The organism is Streptomyces sp. NPDC013317 (assembly GCF_055563155.1).
Genome location: NZ_JBVHDX010000017.1, coordinates 124,845 through 140,798, shown reverse-complemented (window position 1 = coordinate 140,798; position 15,954 = coordinate 124,845). Strand labels below are relative to the sequence as shown.

Annotated in this window: 10 protein-coding genes; 7 read left to right on the top strand and 3 right to left on the bottom strand. The window is 71.8% G+C overall.

Annotated elements, in window-relative coordinates; all coding sequences use genetic code 11:
• Nucleotides 1-78: 78 nt before the first annotated feature.
• Nucleotides 79-1,164 carry a glycosyltransferase family 4 protein gene (locus ACZ3IJ_RS32315; protein WP_467474045.1) on the top strand — a complete coding sequence of 362 codons (1,086 nt, stop codon included), beginning with the start codon at nucleotides 79-81 and terminating at the stop codon, nucleotides 1,162-1,164.
• Nucleotides 1,165-1,332: 168 nt separating this feature from the next.
• Here the strand turns inward: ACZ3IJ_RS32315 and ACZ3IJ_RS32310 are convergent, their stop codons facing one another.
• Nucleotides 1,333-2,985, bottom strand: coding sequence for a PucR family transcriptional regulator (locus ACZ3IJ_RS32310; RefSeq protein ID WP_467474043.1), 1,653 nt, complete (start codon nucleotides 2,983-2,985; stop codon nucleotides 1,333-1,335).
• Nucleotides 2,986-3,144: 159 nt separating this feature from the next.
• On the opposite strand from ACZ3IJ_RS32310, the gene ACZ3IJ_RS32305 reads away from it, so the two are divergent.
• Nucleotides 3,145-4,665: an APC family permease gene (locus ACZ3IJ_RS32305; protein ID WP_467474041.1), complete on the top strand. Its 1,521-nt coding sequence runs from the start codon at nucleotides 3,145-3,147 to the stop codon at nucleotides 4,663-4,665.
• A gap of 26 nt (nucleotides 4,666-4,691) precedes the next feature.
• Nucleotides 4,692-6,317: a flavin monoamine oxidase family protein gene (locus tag ACZ3IJ_RS32300; protein WP_467474039.1), complete on the top strand. Its 1,626-nt coding sequence runs from the start codon at nucleotides 4,692-4,694 to the stop codon at nucleotides 6,315-6,317.
• A 3-nt stretch (nucleotides 6,318-6,320) separates the two neighbouring features.
• Here the strand turns inward: ACZ3IJ_RS32300 and ACZ3IJ_RS32295 are convergent, their stop codons facing one another.
• Both ACZ3IJ_RS32295 and ACZ3IJ_RS32290 read right to left on the bottom strand, forming a co-directional pair.
• Nucleotides 6,321-7,712, bottom strand: a complete 1,392-nt coding sequence (locus ACZ3IJ_RS32295; protein ID WP_467474037.1) for an FAD-binding oxidoreductase — start codon at nucleotides 7,710-7,712, stop codon at nucleotides 6,321-6,323.
• Between the two features lie 124 nt (nucleotides 7,713-7,836).
• Nucleotides 7,837-9,639 (bottom strand): glycoside hydrolase family 15 protein, encoded by a 1,803-nt coding sequence (locus ACZ3IJ_RS32290; RefSeq protein WP_467474035.1) that lies wholly within the window; start codon nucleotides 9,637-9,639, stop codon nucleotides 7,837-7,839.
• Nucleotides 9,640-10,090: 451 nt separating this feature from the next.
• Here ACZ3IJ_RS32290 and ACZ3IJ_RS32285 point away from each other — a divergent pair, with 451 nt between their 5' ends.
• From ACZ3IJ_RS32285 to ald, 4 genes are all read left to right on the top strand, one after another.
• Nucleotides 10,091-11,740 (top strand): CTP synthase, encoded by a 1,650-nt coding sequence (locus tag ACZ3IJ_RS32285; protein ID WP_391799480.1) that lies wholly within the window; start codon nucleotides 10,091-10,093, stop codon nucleotides 11,738-11,740.
• 86 nt (nucleotides 11,741-11,826) lie between these two features.
• A complete protein-coding gene (locus ACZ3IJ_RS32280) occupies nucleotides 11,827-12,453 on the top strand; it encodes an NUDIX domain-containing protein (protein WP_391799481.1) in 627 nt (208 codons plus the stop codon).
• Between the two features lie 194 nt (nucleotides 12,454-12,647).
• Nucleotides 12,648-14,633 (top strand): AAA family ATPase, encoded by a 1,986-nt coding sequence (locus ACZ3IJ_RS32275; protein ID WP_467474031.1) that lies wholly within the window; start codon nucleotides 12,648-12,650, stop codon nucleotides 14,631-14,633.
• Nucleotides 14,634-14,783: 150 nt separating this feature from the next.
• On the top strand, nucleotides 14,784-15,899 hold the full coding sequence (ald, locus tag ACZ3IJ_RS32270; RefSeq protein WP_467474029.1) for an alanine dehydrogenase: 1,116 nt from the start codon (nucleotides 14,784-14,786) through the stop codon (nucleotides 15,897-15,899).
• The last annotated feature ends 55 nt before the right edge of the window (nucleotides 15,900-15,954 follow it).

The following is a 15,954-nucleotide window of genomic DNA, read 5'->3' as shown; positions in this document are numbered from 1 at the left end:
GACGAGTTGGGGGCTTGGACACGGCGACGAGGGGGCTTCGGTGCCGGAACGTGCGTACGGGCTGGCATCCTTGGGCGCGTGACACAGCTCCGTACGGTCCAAGTGCTGGGCGGCGGCAGCGCGGGCAGCAGCGCTCACGTCCGATCACTTGCCTCGGGGCTCGTGGCGAGAGGCGTGCGGGTGACCGTGTGCGCCCCGGCCGAACTCGACCACGCCTACGACTTCATCGGCGCGGGCGCGCACTTCGTGCCCGTGCCGCGCCGCAACGACCCCGCGACCGTCGCCCAGCTCCGTAACGCCTGCGTCGGCGCGGACGTCGTGCACGCGCACGGTCTGCACGCCTCCGTACGGGCGACGCTCGCGCTGTCCGGTACGGTCCGTGCGCCTGCGCTCGTGACGACCTGGCACACCCGCACCCATGTGGACGGGGCCCGGGGTGGGCTGCTCCGGCTGCTCGAACGGAAGACGGTGCGGGCGTCCGCCGTCGTCCTCGGGACGTCGTCCGAGCTGGTCGACCGGGCTCGGCGGCGTGGCGCGCGCGACGCGCGGCTCGCCCCCGTGACCGTTCCCGCCTCACGGGCCCCGGTCTGTCTGCACGACGGCAAGGCGCGGGCCGAACTGGGAGCGGTCGACCGGCCGTTGCTGATGGCCGTCGGCTCCCTCGTGCCCGAGCGCGGCTACGGGCTCCTCCTGGACGCGGCACGGGAGTGGCGGGACATGGACCCGCAGCCCCTGCTGGTGATCGCGGGCGAGGGGCGCGAACGGGCCGCGCTCCAGCGGCGGATCGAGGCGGAGGGTCTCGGGGTGCGGCTGATCGGCCGACGCGAGGACGTGGCGGAGCTGCTGGCCGCCGCCGACGTGGCGGTCCTCCCGTCGCGGTGGGAGGCGCGCGCCCTGCTGGCGCAGGAGGCGCTGCGGCTCGGTGTGCCGCTGGTCGCCACGGCGGTCGGCGGTGTGCCCGAACTGGTCGGGGACGCGGCCGAGTTGGTGCCATGGGGGGACGCGGGCGCGCTGGCCGCCGCCGTACGGGGGCTGCTGGAGGACGCCGACCGCCGCATGGACCTGGCGGCGGCCGGCCGGACACAGGCGAGGACCTGGCCCACGGAGGACGAGACGATCGCGCACGTCCTGAGCGTGTACGACGAGCTGTCCGGCCGCACCTGAGCGTGTACGACGAGCTGTCGGGTCACGGCCGGCCCTGGCGTCCCGGTCGGCCGCCCCTGAGCGTGTACGACGAGCTGTCGGGTCACGGCCGGCCCTGGCGTCCCGGTCGGCCGTCCGGTCCCGTCCGGTCCGGCCCTGGCGTCCCGGTCGGTCCGGCCGTCGCGCGTGCTACGGAGTGTGCCGTCGCGCCCGGAGGGCGAGCGACAGCGCCAGGACCGTCTGCGGGTCGTCCAGGTCCGTGCCGAGGAGTTCGGAGATACGGGCCAGCCGGTTGTAGAGCGTCTGGCGGTTCAGGTGGAGCTCGCGGGCCGTCTCCGCCTTGCGGCCCGCGTGGGCGAGGTACGTCTCCAGGGTCGGGAGCAGCGGCGGGCGGGCGGCGCGGTCGTGGTCCCGCAGGGGGCCGATCGCGCGGTCGACGAAGGCCGCGAGGTCCGGATGGTCGCGCAGGCGCCACAGCAGCAGGTCGATGTCGAGCCGCCGCGCGTCGTACCAGGGGCGGTCGGAGAGGCCCTGCGCCGCCGTCGCCGTCTCGCCCACGTGCCGCAGGGACGCTGCTGCCGCCGCCCAGCCGCCCGCGACGCCCACCACGACCACCGGCGGCTGAGTGCCGGGCCTCGCCCAGGCTCCGCCCGGTGCCGACCCCGCGAGGCCCGCACGCTCCACGCCCGCGCGCAGCGCCGCCGCGACCCGGTCCGCCACCGCCGTACGCTCCGACTCCGAGCGAAGACCGAGCAGCAGGGGCACACGGCCCTCCACCGGCCGCACGCCGAGCAGCACCGGAACGCCGACCGACGAGAGCTCCTCCAGGACCGCCCGCGCGAGCAGCGCCCAGTTGCCGGAGGGGGAGAGTTCGGGGGCGAGACGCATGACCACGGGCAGCAGCGGGCCGTCGTCCACCGGGCGGAAGCCCAGCACCCGCGCCTGCGCGGGCGCGTCCTCCGCCGTGATCCGGCCCTCCGCCAGGTCCGTCAGGAAGTCGCCCCTGCCCCGGGCCGCCAGCTCCTCCTCCTGGCGGGCCTGCATCAGCACGACCGCCAGGATTCCCGCCGCCCGCTCGGCCGCCATCCGGTGCACGGGGGCGAGCGGTCCGGAGACCGCGAGCAGCACGAGGCGGGCCCGGACCGATCCCGTACCGGGTCCGCCGCCGGGCACGTCCACGAGCACGGCGCCCGTCGGCGGCCCCGACTCCCGTGCCGCCCGCTGGCCCCGTAGCCCGTCCCACACCTGGAGCGGGTCCGCCGGGCCCGACTCCGTACCGGCCGCGTAGAGCAGCTGTCCGTCGGCCGTCTCCAGGAAGACCGGATTCGCCGTGAAGTCGGCGAGGATCCGCAGCACCTGGGGCACCCCGCCGCCGCCGAGGAGCGCCTCCGTGCACTGCCGGTGGACCTCCTCCGCCTGCCGCAGGAGCGCGTAGTGGCCGTTGACGATCTCGGTGTGGATCTCCTCCGTGACGGCCACGAACGGCACCTCGCGGTGCAGCTGCACCAGCGGCAGGCCTGCCGAGCGCGCCGTCTCCACGATGGTGGCCGGCAGCCGCGAGAACCTCGGCCCCAGCTCCACCACCAGGGCCGCGATGCCCCGGTCCGCGAGCCTCCGTACGAACGCGCGCTGCTCCGCCGGGCGGGTACCGAGGCCGAGCCCCGTCGTGAGCAGCAGCTCACCGCCCTTGAGCAGCGACGCGATGTTCGGGACCTCGCCCGCGTGTACCCAGCGCACGGTCCGGTTCAGCCGGTCCGCACCCGCGACCACCTCCGGGAGGCCGCTGCGGAGACCGGGCAGCTCCAGCGCCCGCTGCACGGTGATCCCGCCCTGACTGTCCATGGCCGGACGCTACCGCCGTCCGTGTTGCGGTGACATCACCCGGCGGTCACGGGACTCGACATTTCGTCCGTACCGTCGACAACTCGTCGCCTCGTCGGGCCAATTGTGCGACCGCATGTCGATTGTGGCGTACGTCACGCGAGAGGATCCTCTCCGGCCATGGCAGAGAACCCCACCCCTGAGGTGCACCGTCTCAAAGCGAACTCGGTCGGTCTGGTCGGCGTCGTCTTCATGGCCGTCGCCACCGCCGCGCCGATCACGGCCATGACGGGGAACCTCCCCATCGCCGTGGGTTTCGGCAACGGCACCGGCGCGCCCGCCGGCTACCTGTTCGCGACCCTCGTCCTGACCATCTTCTCGGTCGGCTACGTGGCCATGGCCAAGCGGATCACCGCCGCCGGGGCCTTCTACGGCTACATCTCGCACGGCCTCGGCCGGATCGCCGGCATGGCCTCCGGCATGCTCGCCGTGCTCGCGTACATCGTCTTCGAGGCGTCGATCGTCGGCGTCTTCGCCTACTTCACCCGGACGACGGTGGCCGACCAGCTCGGTGTCGACCTGCCGTGGATCGTGTACGCGGCGGCGATGCTCGCCGTGACCGCAGTCCTCGCGTACTTCGACATCAACCTCACCGCCAAGGCGCTCGGTGTGATGCTGGTCGCCGAGATAGCGGTCCTCTTCGCCGTCGCCACCGCCGTCCTGATCTCCGGCGGCGGTCCCGACGGCATCCCGGTCGAGCCGGTCAACCCGAAGAACGCCTTCACCGGCGCCTCCGCCGGGCTCGGACTCTTCTTCGCCTTCTGGTCCTGGGTCGGCTTCGAGTCGACGGCGATGTACGGCGAGGAGTCCCGCGACCCCAAGCGCGTCATCCCCCGGGCCACGCTCATATCCGTCATCGGCGTCGGCCTGTTCTACATCTACGTCTCCTGGATGACCATCGCGGGCAACGGGCTCTCCGGTTCCGTGGAACTGTCCTCCTCCGCCGCCCCCCTCGACCTCTTCTTCGCTCCCACCCAGGCCTTCATCGGCGCCTGGGCCGTCGACGCCTTCCAGTGGCTGCTGCTCACCGGGTCCTTCGCCTGCGGCATGGCCTTCCACCAGTGCGCCTCCCGCTACCTCTACGCCATCGGCCGCGAGGGGTTCCTCCACCCGGCGCTCGGACGCACGCACCCCCGACACGGCTCGCCGTACATCGCCTCCTACGTCCAGAGCGCCATCGCGGTCGCCCTCGTCGGCGCCTTCTGGCTCACCGGTCAGGACCCGTACATCCACCTCTACACCCTGCTCGCGATCCTCGGCACGATGGCCATCCTCATCGTCCAGACCCTCTGCTCCTTCGCCGTCATCGGCTACTTCCGCGCGCACCACCCCGAGGACCGGCACTGGTTCAGGACGCTCACCGCGCCGCTGCTGGGCGGCATCGGCATGATCGCCGTGGTCGTCCTGCTGATCGTCAACATGGAGACGGCCGCGGGCCTCGCCGCCGACTCCCTCTTCTTCAAGGCGATCCCGTGGATCGTCGGAGCCGTCTTCCTCGGTGGTCTCGGCCTGGGCTTCTACCTGAAGGCCAGACGGCCCGAACGCTACGAGATCATCGGCCGGATCGTCCTGGAGGACGCGGCCGAGCGCGACGTCGAGGCCCAGCCGGCTCCCGCCCCCGCCGCCGTACCCCAGAGCTGATCCCTCACCCAGACCAGGAGCGCCCCATGGCACGCACGAATCCGATGCACCTCCTGAACCGCCTCGCCGCCGAGCACGCCGACGCCAGGCGGCTGAACCTTCCCGTCGACGCCCTGAGGGAGATGCGGTCCGACCCGGTCGGCCGTCGCTCCCTCCTGAAGTACGCCGCCGCGGCCGGGATCGCCGTCTCCGCGGCCACCGCGGTCTCCCGGCCGGCCGTGGCACGGGCGGTGACACCCGCCCGTGTCGCGGTGGTCGGCGCCGGCATCTCCGGCCTGACCGCCGCCCTCACCCTGCAGGACGCCGGTCTGAGCCCCACGCTCTACGAGGCCGACCCCGCGCGCGTCGGCGGCCGCATGTGGACCCAGCGGAGCCACTGGGCGTACGGGCAGACGTCCGAGATCGGCGGCGAACTCATCGACACCAGCCACAAGAAGATGCTGGAGCTCTGCCGCCGCTTCGACCTCCCCGTCGAGGACTTCCTCGGCGGCGGCCCGACCGGCGCGGAGGAGGTCCTCTGGTTCGACGGCGCGTACTACCCCCGCCACCAGGCCGACGAGGACTTCAAGGCGGTGTACCAGGCCCTGCGCCGCGACCTGTCGGAGGCGGGGGAGGTCACCTGGAACCGCACCACCCCGACCGGCACGGCGCTCGACAACATGTCCGTCCACGCGTGGATCGAGTCGAGGGTCCCCGGCGGGCACTCCTCGCGGCTCGGCCGCTTCATCGACGTCGCCTACAACGTCGAGTACGGCGCCGACACCACCGAACAGTCGTCGCTCGCCCTGGTCCTGCTCATGGGCTACCAGACCAATCCCGGCAACTTCAACATCTGGGGGCTGTCGAACGAGCGCTACCACATCACCGGCGGCAACGACCGGCTTCCGAAGGCGATCGCGGCGGCTCTGGCACCCGGCACCCTGCGCCACGGCTGGGCGCTGACCGCCGTACGGGCCAACGCGGACGGCACGCAGACGCTGACCTTCAGCGAGTCGGGCGTCACCCGTACCGTCGTCGCCGACCACACCGTGCTCGCCGTCCCCCTGCCGATACTCCAGCAGCTCGACCTCACCCAGGCGGGGTTCGACCCGCTGATGAAGAACCTGCTGCGGGACGCCCGGATGGGGTACTGCACCAAACTCAACATGCAGTTCGGCACCCGGCCGTGGCGCGGGACCGGCCCTTGGCCCGGCGTCTCCGCCGGCGACTGCTTCACCGACACCGACGTCCAGCAGACCTGGGACACCACCAAGGTCCAGGGCGGTACGGGAGGCATTCTCATCCAGTACGGCGGAGGCGGCCTCGCCAAGTCCCTCACGCCCGCCGGGCCGTTCTCCACCGAGTCGGACCCGTACGTGCGCAGTCTGGTGAACCGTCACCTGAGCGGCATCGACGCCTTCTTCCCCGGCACCTCCGCCGCGTACACCGGCCGCGCCCAGCTCTCCGCGTGGCACCGCCACCCGTGGGCCCTCGGCGCGTACTCCTGCTGGCCGGTCGGATACCTGCACCGGTACGCGGGCTACGAGGGCACCTCCCAGGGGAACGTCCACATCGGCGGCGAGCACTGCAGCTACGACTTCCAGGGCTTCATGGAGGGCGGAGCCACCGAGGGCGAGCGGGCGGCGCGGGAGGTGATCGACGCGCTCCGCTGAGACTCAGGCGGCGGCCGGGGCGATGTTGTGGTTGAAGCGGAAGACGTTGTCGGGGTCGTACGCGGCCTTCACGTCGGCGAGTCTGCGGTAGTTGTCGGCGCCGAACCCCGCGACCACCCGCGCGTCGCCCTCGGCGCCGATGAAGTTCAGGTACACGTCCCCGGTCGACCACGGCCGCGCGTCGGCCCGGACATCCCGCACCCACTGGATCGCCCGCTCGTCGTCCGCCGGATCCTCCCAGGTCGCGAACGGGTGGACGACCCAGGGCGCCGAGCGCCACGGGATCGGGTAGTCGGCGGGACCGGCCGCCACGGCGCCGCCCATCATGAACAGCACGTGCTGGGTGGGCGTCGGGGAGGGGATCAGGGCCCCGCGCGCGCAGAAGGCGTCCACGGCCTCGTCCGGGAGGCCGCGCAGGTACTCCGCCGACCAGTAGTTCCGCAGCCCCGGCGGATCGTCGAGCATGCACTGGAAGTCCACGTACGGAATGTCCGTCGACATCTCGACGGCCGGCTTCAGGGCGAACAGGGGCGCCGCGAGGTCACGGACCTCGGCGACGGGACCGGCGTACGAGATCAGCGCTCCGCAGACCAGCTCGCCGACGAGGTGCTCGGGGATGAACGGCTCGGGCGGGGCGGGGCAGTAGATGACGCCGCCGCCCGCCTCGTCCGGGGCCCGGTCCGCCAGGTCCCGGAAGGCGCGCACCGCCTCCGGCGCCTGCTCGGGCAGGAAGAACAGCATCGCGAAGCTCATCTGCGGCAGCTCGTGCAGCCGCAGGGTGAGCGAGGTCGCCACGCCGAAGTTCCCGCCGCCGCCGTGCAGCGCCCAGAACAGCTCCGGGTTCGACTCCGCGTCCGTGTGCACGTGCTTTCCCTCGGCGGTGACCAGCTCCGCGGCGAGGAGGTTGTCGCAGGCGAGCCCGAACTTCCGCTCCAGCCAGCCCGATCCGCCCCCCAGCGTGAAGCCGCCCACGCCCGTCGTGGAGACCCGGCCGCCGGTGGTGGCCAGGTGGAAGGGCTGGGTCGCGTGGTCCAGGTGGCTCATGGTCGCCCCGCCCTCGACCCGTACCGTCATGTTCTCGGGGTCGGCGACGACCGTGTGCATCCGGCGCAGATCGATCACGAGTCCGTCGTCCACGACGGATGATCCGGCGACGCTGTGACCGCCGCCGCGCACGGCGACGGGCAGCCCGGTCTCCCGGCCGAAGAGGACCGCGTTGGAGACGTCCTCCGCGGTCGCGCACTGGGCGATGACGGCGGGACGCCGGTCGATCATGCCGTTGTGGATCGTCCGCGCCTCGTCGAAACCGGGATCGCCGGGGACGTACACCTCGCCCGCCAGATCCTCGCGGAGTCCGGTGAGCGCGGTCGGCGGGACGCTGATCCGGGGAGCCATGGGGAGCCCCCCTTTCCTAGGGGGGACAGGACCCTTTCAGCGTATTCCGCACCGCCGCCCCCCGCGCCTCGGCCGCCTTGCGGGACCTGAGCCGCCGTACGGGGCCTCAGCCGTCGTACGGCTCTCAGCCGCCGTACGCGCCGCTCGCCGTCAGGCGGAGTGCCGTGTCGATCAGCGGGACGTGGCTGAAGGCCTGCGGGAAGTTGCCCACCTGCCGCTGCAGCCGCGAGTCCCACTCCTCGGCGAGGAGTCCCAGGTCGTTGCGGAGCGCCAGCAGCCGCTCGAAGAGCTTGCGGGCCTCGTCCACCCGGCCGATCATCGCCAGGTCGTCGGCGAGCCAGAACGAGCACGCCAGGAAGGCGCCCTCGTCGCCCTCCAGGCCGTCCACGCCCGCGTCCTCGCCCGCCGTCGGGTAGCGCAGCACGAAGCCGTCCTCGGTGGACAGCTCCCGCTGGATCGCCTCGATCGTGCCGATGACCCGCTTGTCGTCCGGCGGGAGGAAGCCCATCTGCGGAATGAGCAGCAACGAGGCGTCCAGCTCCTTGGAGCCGTACGACTGCGTGAACGTGTTGCGCTCCTTGTCGTAGCCCTTCTCGCACACGTCCCGGTGGATCTCGTCGCGCAGCTCGCGCCAGCGGTCCAGCGGGCCGTCGGCGTCCCCGGACTCGATGAGCTTGATCGTCCGATCGACCGCCACCCAGGCCATCACCTTGGAGTGCACGAAGTGCCGGCGCGGCCCGCGCACCTCCCAGATGCCCTCGTCGGGCTGGTCCCAGTGCGTCTCCAGGTAGCGGATCAGCTTGAGCTGGAGGAGCGAGGCGTAGTCGTTGCGGGAGAGCCCCGTCATGTGCGCCAGGTGCAGGGCCTCGGTGACCTCGCCGTACACGTCCAGCTGGAGCTGGTTGGCCGCCCCGTTGCCGACCCGTACCGGACCCGAGTTCTCGTATCCCGGCAGCCAGTCCAGCTCGGCCTCGCCGAGCTCACGCTCGCCCGCGATCCCGTACATGATCTGGAGGTTCTCGGGGTCGCCCGCGACCGCCCTGAGCAGCCAGTCCCGCCAGGCCCGGGCCTCCTCGCGGTAGCCGGTGCGCAGCATCGACGACAGCGTGATCGCCGCGTCGCGCAGCCAGGTGTAGCGGTAGTCCCAGTTCCGCACGCCGCCGATCTCCTCCGGCAGGGAGGTGGTCGGCGCGGCGACGATCCCGCCCGTCGGCGCGTAGGTCAGCGCCTTCAGCGTGATCAGCGAGCGGACCACGGCCTCGCGGTACGGCCCGTGGTACGTGCAGTGTTCCACCCACTCCCGCCAGAAGTCCTCGGTGGCCCCCAGCGAGCCCTCCGGGTCCGGCAGGGCGGGCGCCTCCTTGTGCGAGGGCTGCCAGCTGATGGTGAAGGTGATCCGGTCGCCGGGCGTGACGGTGAAGTCCGAGTACGTCGTGAGGTCCTGGCCGTGTGTCTCGGCGTCCGTGTCGAGCCAGACCGAGTCGGGGCCCGCGACGGCGACCGTACGGTCCCCGACCTTGTGCACCCACGGCACCACGCGTCCGTAACTGAACCGCATCCGCAGCGCGGAGTGCATCGGCACCCGGCCGGACACGCCCTCCACGATCCGGATCAGCTGCGGCGCGCCGTCACGCGGGGGCATGAAATCGGTCACCCGGACCGTGCCGCGCGGGGTGTCCCACTCGGACTCGAGAATGAGCGAGTCGCCGAGGTAGCGCCGGCGGTCGGCGGGCGGCGGGGGAGCGTCGTCGGGGCCGGCGGGACCGATCCGCCAGAATCCGTGTTCCTCCGTGCCGAGGAGTCCCGCGAAGACGGCATGCGAGTCGAAGCGGGGCAGGCAGAGCCAGTCGACACTGCCGTCCCGGCAGACCAGGGCAGCGGTCTGCATGTCTCCGATGAGTGCGTAATCCTCGATGCGCCCGGCCACGTGCTCTCTCCAGTCGAACGGCCACGTCCGCCCCGCAGGGCGCTTGCTACAGGTCAGCGGTCAGGTCGGCGGTCAGCCGATCGTCGAGTCAACGGGTCGTTGAGTCAACTGATCGTTGACGCTCGGCGGCGAGTGTCCGAGCAGGATACGACGCATCGGGTTGCGTTCTCGTCACGTCGTGGCTCCGATCGGGTGAGCAGGGCTTGACGCCGCGAGAACCCGGCGCCGGGACGCGCACCCGGGGGCGCGTCGCCATCCGTGTGCACTCGACTGCCCCGTGTGGCCGGAAGCAGTCTCCCGATGTCGCTGATACCCTGGTACCCCGTGGACCGGTGGGAAACGGCGACAGCCGAGCCCCCGCAACCGCAGCGACGGCACCCCCCCCCGATTCTTCCGGAGGGCACGCCGGAACGCACCTCCAGAACGCGACCACGGGAGCCCCCTCTTGGCGATGCCGCCCAAAACCACGACGACCAAGCACATCTTCGTCACCGGGGGTGTCGCCTCCTCCCTCGGCAAGGGCCTGACCGCCTCCAGCCTGGGTGCGCTCCTCAAGGCGCGGGGCCTGCGGGTCACGATGCAGAAGCTCGACCCCTACCTGAACGTCGACCCCGGCACGATGAACCCGTTCCAGCACGGCGAGGTGTTCGTCACCAACGACGGAGCCGAGACCGACCTGGACATCGGCCACTACGAGCGCTTCCTCGACGTCGACCTCGACGGCTCGGCCAACGTCACGACCGGCCAGGTCTACTCGCAGGTCATCGCCAAGGAGCGGCGCGGCGAGTACCTCGGCGACACCGTCCAGGTCATCCCGCACATCACCAACGAGATCAAGTCGCGGATCCGCCGCATGGCCACCGACGACGTCGACGTGGTCATCACCGAGGTCGGCGGCACGGTCGGCGACATCGAGTCGCTGCCGTTCCTGGAGACCGTCCGTCAGGTCCGCCACGAGGTCGGCCGCGACAACGTCTTCGTCGTGCACATCTCGCTGCTCCCCTACATCGGCCCCTCCGGTGAGCTGAAGACCAAGCCGACCCAGCACTCCGTCGCCGCGCTGCGCAACATCGGTATCCAGCCGGACGCCATCGTGCTGCGCGCCGACCGCGAGGTCCCCACGGCCATCAAGCGCAAGATCTCGCTGATGTGCGACGTCGACGAGGCCGCCGTCGTGGCCGCCATCGACGCCAAGTCGATCTACGACATCCCGAAGGTCCTGCACACCGAGGGCCTGGACGCCTACGTCGTGCGCAAGCTCGACCTGCCGTTCCGCGACGTGGACTGGACGACGTGGGACGACCTGCTGGACCGCGTCCACAACCCGGAGCACGAGGTCACGGTCGCCCTCGTCGGCAAGTACATCGACCTGCCCGACGCGTACCTCTCGATCACCGAGGCCATGCGCGCCGGCGGCTTCGCCAACAAGGCGCGGGTCAAGGTCAAGTGGGTCACCTCCGACGACTGCAAGACGCCGGCCGGTGCGAAGAAGCAGCTCGGCGACGTCGACGCCATCCTGATCCCCGGCGGCTTCGGCGACCGCGGTGTCAACGGCAAGATCGGCGCGATCCAGTACGCCCGTGAGAACAAGGTGCCGCTGCTCGGCATCTGCCTGGGCCTGCAGTGCATCGTGATCGAGGCCGCCCGGAACCTGGCCGACATCCCGGACGCCAACTCCACCGAGTTCGACGCGGCGACCGCCCACCCGGTCATCTCGACCATGGAGGAGCAGCTCGCGTACGTCGAGGGCGCGGGCGACCTCGGCGGAACGATGCGCCTCGGCCTCTACCCGGCGAAGCTCGCCGAGGGCTCGATCGTGCGCGAGGTCTACGACGACCAGCCGTACGTGGACGAGCGCCACCGCCACCGCTACGAGGTCAACAACGCGTACCGCGCCGAGCTGGAGAAGAAGGCCGGTCTGGTCTTCTCCGGCACGTCCCCGGACAACAAGCTCGTCGAGTACGTCGAGTACCCGCGAGAGGTGCACCCGTACCTGGTCGCGACCCAGGCCCACCCGGAGCTGCGCTCGCGTCCGACGCGTCCGCACCCGCTCTTCGCGGGCCTGGTCAAGGCCGCTGTCGAGCGCAAGACGGCCAAGTAGTACGAGGAGTTAACGTTGCCGGGGTACAGGTCCTTCACCGGGCCGGTACCCCGGCTTTCGTACGTGGTTCGTGTGGGAGGACGCAGATGGAGTTGCAGGACACCCCGGAGGAGTGGCGGGTCGTCGCGACGACGACCCCGTTCCAGGGAAACAAGACGAGTGTCCGCACGGACGACGTGGTCATGCCCGACGGGACGGTCGCGCGCCGCGACTACCAGGTCCACCCCGGTTCGGTGGCGGTCGTCGCCCTCGACGACCAGGACCGGGTGCTGCTGGTGAAGCAGTACCGGCACCCCGTACGGCAGAAGCTCTGGGAGATCCCGGCCGGCCTCCTCGACGTGCCCGGGGAGAACCCGCTGCACGCCGCGCAGCGCGAGCTGTACGAGGAGGCGCACGTCAAGGCCGAGGACTGGCGGGTCCTGACCGACGTCTACACGACGCCGGGCGGCTGCGACGAGGCGGTACGGATCTTCCTGGCGCGGGACCTTTCGGAGGCGCAGGGCGACCGCTTCGACGTCTCCGACGAGGAGGCCGACATGGAGCTGGCCCGGGTCCCGCTCGCGGACCTGGTCCGGGGCGCGCTGGCGGGCGATCTGCACAACAACTGCCTGGTCGTGGGCGTGCTTTCGCTGGCGGCGGCGCGGGCGGGTGAGGGCGTGGAGGCTCTGCGCGCGGCGGATGCGGCGTGGCCGGCGAGGCCGTTCGAGGCCTAGGGCCTCACGGCCCGTGTGGGCGACCGGGGGCGGGGTGGCGCTCGGGGGCCGGTGTGAACATCGGCTGATCCGATCGGGGGAACTGCCCGCCCTGCCCCGCCCGGTCCGGCCCACGCCCTGAACTACGCTCGTGATCGCCCGTGCGGAGACCCCCGCGGGATCGGCTCGTGCGCAGGTGGACGGGAGCGTGGCCCGTGACGGATCAGGCGGTGGCAGCGGGCGGGGTGCGGAACTTCTACGGTCGTCAGCGGGAGTTGAAGGCCCTGCGTGCCGACATCGAACGGACCGGACTCGACACCCTCGCCGGCCACAAGGCCCCCCGTGCGCGTGTCCTGCTGATCGCCGGACGCCCCGGCTCCGGCCGGACGAGACTCGCCCGGGAACTGGTCGCCGGGCTCGGCACCGCCTACCCCGACGGCGTCTTCCGCGCCCGGCTCACCGAACCCGGCGGCGACCCCGTCCCCACCTCACGCGTCGCGCAGGGCCTGCTCCAGGAGCTGGGCGTCGCCGAGCCGCCCGGCGCCGGGGAGGACGAGCTGACCGAACTGGTCCGCAAGGCTCTCGCCGAGCGCCGCAGCGTCCTCGTCCTCGACGACTGCGTCGACGCCGAGCAGGTCGACCCGCTGATCCCCGACAACCCCGACGCGCTCGTCGTCGCCGTAGCCAAGGGACCGCTCACCGGCATCCCCGACGTGCGGCCCTGCACCCTCGGCGGCCTCGACCCCAAGTCGGCGATCGAGCTGCTCACCTCCTTCACCGGTTCCGTCCGCGTGACGGTCGACCCGCAGGCCGCCGAGACCCTCGTCGAGGAGTGCGGCGGCCAGCCGTCCGCCGTCGTTCTCGCCGGCGGCTGGCTCGGGGCCCGTCCCAAGGCCTCCGTCGCCGACCTCGCCAAACGGCTGCGCGCCCTCTCAGGCGACCCGCTCTCCCGCACCTTCCAGCTCGTCCACGCATCCCTGGCCCCGCCGGCCGCCCGGATCCTGCGATACCTCTGCCTCGCCCCGCTCGGCCGCGCCGACGCCCACACCGCGTCCGCCCTGGCCGGCTGCTCCGTCTCGGCTGCCGCGAGCACCCTGGCCGGTTTCGTCGCGCTGGGTCTCGCCGCCGAGGGCGAGGACGGTCAGTACGAGCTGCCCGGGCACCTCGTCCCCCTTCTGCGCGAACAGATGGAGGAGCGCGACCGCCCCGCCGAGGTGCAGCTCGCCCGGGCCAGGATGCTGGAGCGGACCGTACGGCTCCTCCAGTCCTGCCGCGCGGTCACCGAGCCCGAGGGGTCCCCCGCCCGTAAGAAGCTCGCGGGACTGCCCCGCGCGCTGCGCTTCACCAGCGTGCCCGCCGCCGCCGAATGGCTGGAGAGCCGCCGCCCCGTACTGCTCGCCTCCGCCCGTCTCGCCGTGGCCGACGGAGAGCTTGACACCCTGGCCCGCCGGCTCGTCGCCGCCCTGGTCAGGGCCGAGACGGCGCATCGCGGTGCCGAGGCCGCGGCGCCGGTCCTCTACGGCCTGCACCGGCTCGTCCTGGACGTGGCCGAGCGGCGCGGCCTGCACCGGGAGCGGGCCGCGGCCCTGCTGAACATGGCGGACCTCGACGCCGGGACCGGCCGTACCAGGGACGCACTGGCCCGCTACCGCGCCGCCCTGGACGCCGGCCGGGCCGCCGACGATCCCTACGCGATCGGTCGCGCGATGGAATCCGTAGGAGGTTCGTACCAGGAGCTGGGGGACTGGCAGCGGGCCGGCGACTGGTACGGCCGGGCCCTCGCCCAGCGCCTCGCCCGCGACGAGCGGGCCGACCAGGCCCGGCTCTACGCACGGCTGGGCACCGTCCAGACCTACGCGGGCCGCTACGGCGAGGCCCTGCGGAACTGGCGCGCCGCCGCCGCGGCCTACCGGCGCCTCGAGGATCTCCCCGGTCACGCGCGGGCGTTGAGCGAAGCGGCCCGGGTCCAGGAGTACGCCGGACGGCCCGAGGAGTCCCTGCGGACCTGCGAGGAGGCGGTCGAGTGGGCGCGGAGGGCCAGGGACGTACGGCTGCAGGCGGCGCTGCAGCTCCGGCTCGCCGACACCCTCGACCGGCTCGGCGACCCCGCAGCGGCCCGATTGCACCGGTCCGCGGCCGAAAGACTCCTCGGAAGCGAGACTTCCGCCTACGAAATCCGTAGTGCTTCCAGTGAAGATTAATGCTTTGCAAGGCTAGACACAGGGAACTCCTTCATTAGACTGGGTGCGCCGCGATCGACCGCGGTCTGTCCCGGTGTGCGGTAGTGCATCCGGGTATGTATCGCAGTGCACCCCCGTTTCCCTCCCCTGATTCAAGGACCGTGATCGACGATGAAGGTCGGCATCCCCCGCGAGGTCAAGAACAACGAGTTCCGCGTGGCCATCACCCCCGCCGGTGTCCACGAGCTCGTCCGTAACGGCCACCAGGTCTTCGTCGAGCAGAACGCCGGTGTGGGCTCCTCGATCACGGACGAGGAGTACGTCTCCGCCGGTGCGCAGATCCTTCCCACCGCGGACGAGGTCTGGGCCATCGCCGACCTGCTCCTGAAGGTCAAGGAGCCCATCGCCGAGGAGTACCACCGCCTCCGCAAGGACCAGACCCTCTTCACGTACCTGCACCTCGCCGCCTCCCGCGAGTGCACGGACGCGCTGCTGGAGTCCGGCACCACCGCCATCGCCTACGAGACCGTCGAGACCGCGAACCGCGCCCTGCCGCTGCTCGCCCCGATGTCCGAGGTCGCGGGCCGCCTGGCCCCGCAGGTCGGCGCCTACCACCTGATGCGCTCGGTCGGCGGCCGTGGCGTGCTCCCCGGCGGCGTCCCCGGCACCCACGCCGGCGAGTGCGTCGTCATCGGCGGTGGCGTCTCCGGCTGGAACGCCACCCAGATCGCCGTCGGCATGGGCTTCCACGTGACCCTGCTCGACCGTGACATCAACAAGCTCCGTGAGGCCGACAAGATCTTCGGCACCAAGGTGAAGACGATCGTCTCCAACGCCTTCGAGCTGGAGAAGGCCGTCATCGAGGCCGACCTCGTCATCGGCGCCGTCCTCATCCCGGGTGCCAAGGCCCCGAAGCTGGTCACCAACGAGCTCGTCGCCAAGATGAAGCCCGGAAGTGTCCTTGTCGACATTGCGATCGACCAGGGCGGCTGCTTCGAGGACTCGCACCCGACCACCCACGCCGAGCCGACCTTCCAGGTCCACAACTCGGTCTTCTACTGCGTCGCCAACATGCCGGGTGCGGTGCCGAACACCTCCACCTACGCCCTCACCAACGCCACGCTGCCGTACATCGTGTCGCTGGCGAACAACGGCTGGGTCGAGGCGCTGCGCCGCGACGCCGCCCTGGGTCTGGGCCTCAACACCCATGACGGCAAGGTGGTTTACAAGGAGGTCGCCGAGGCGCACGGCCTCGAGCACGTCGAGCTGGCGAGCCTCCTGGGCTGAGCTCCTTAGACGTCGCGTCAACCGACGCCGTCAACCTCACGCATCCGGCCGACGT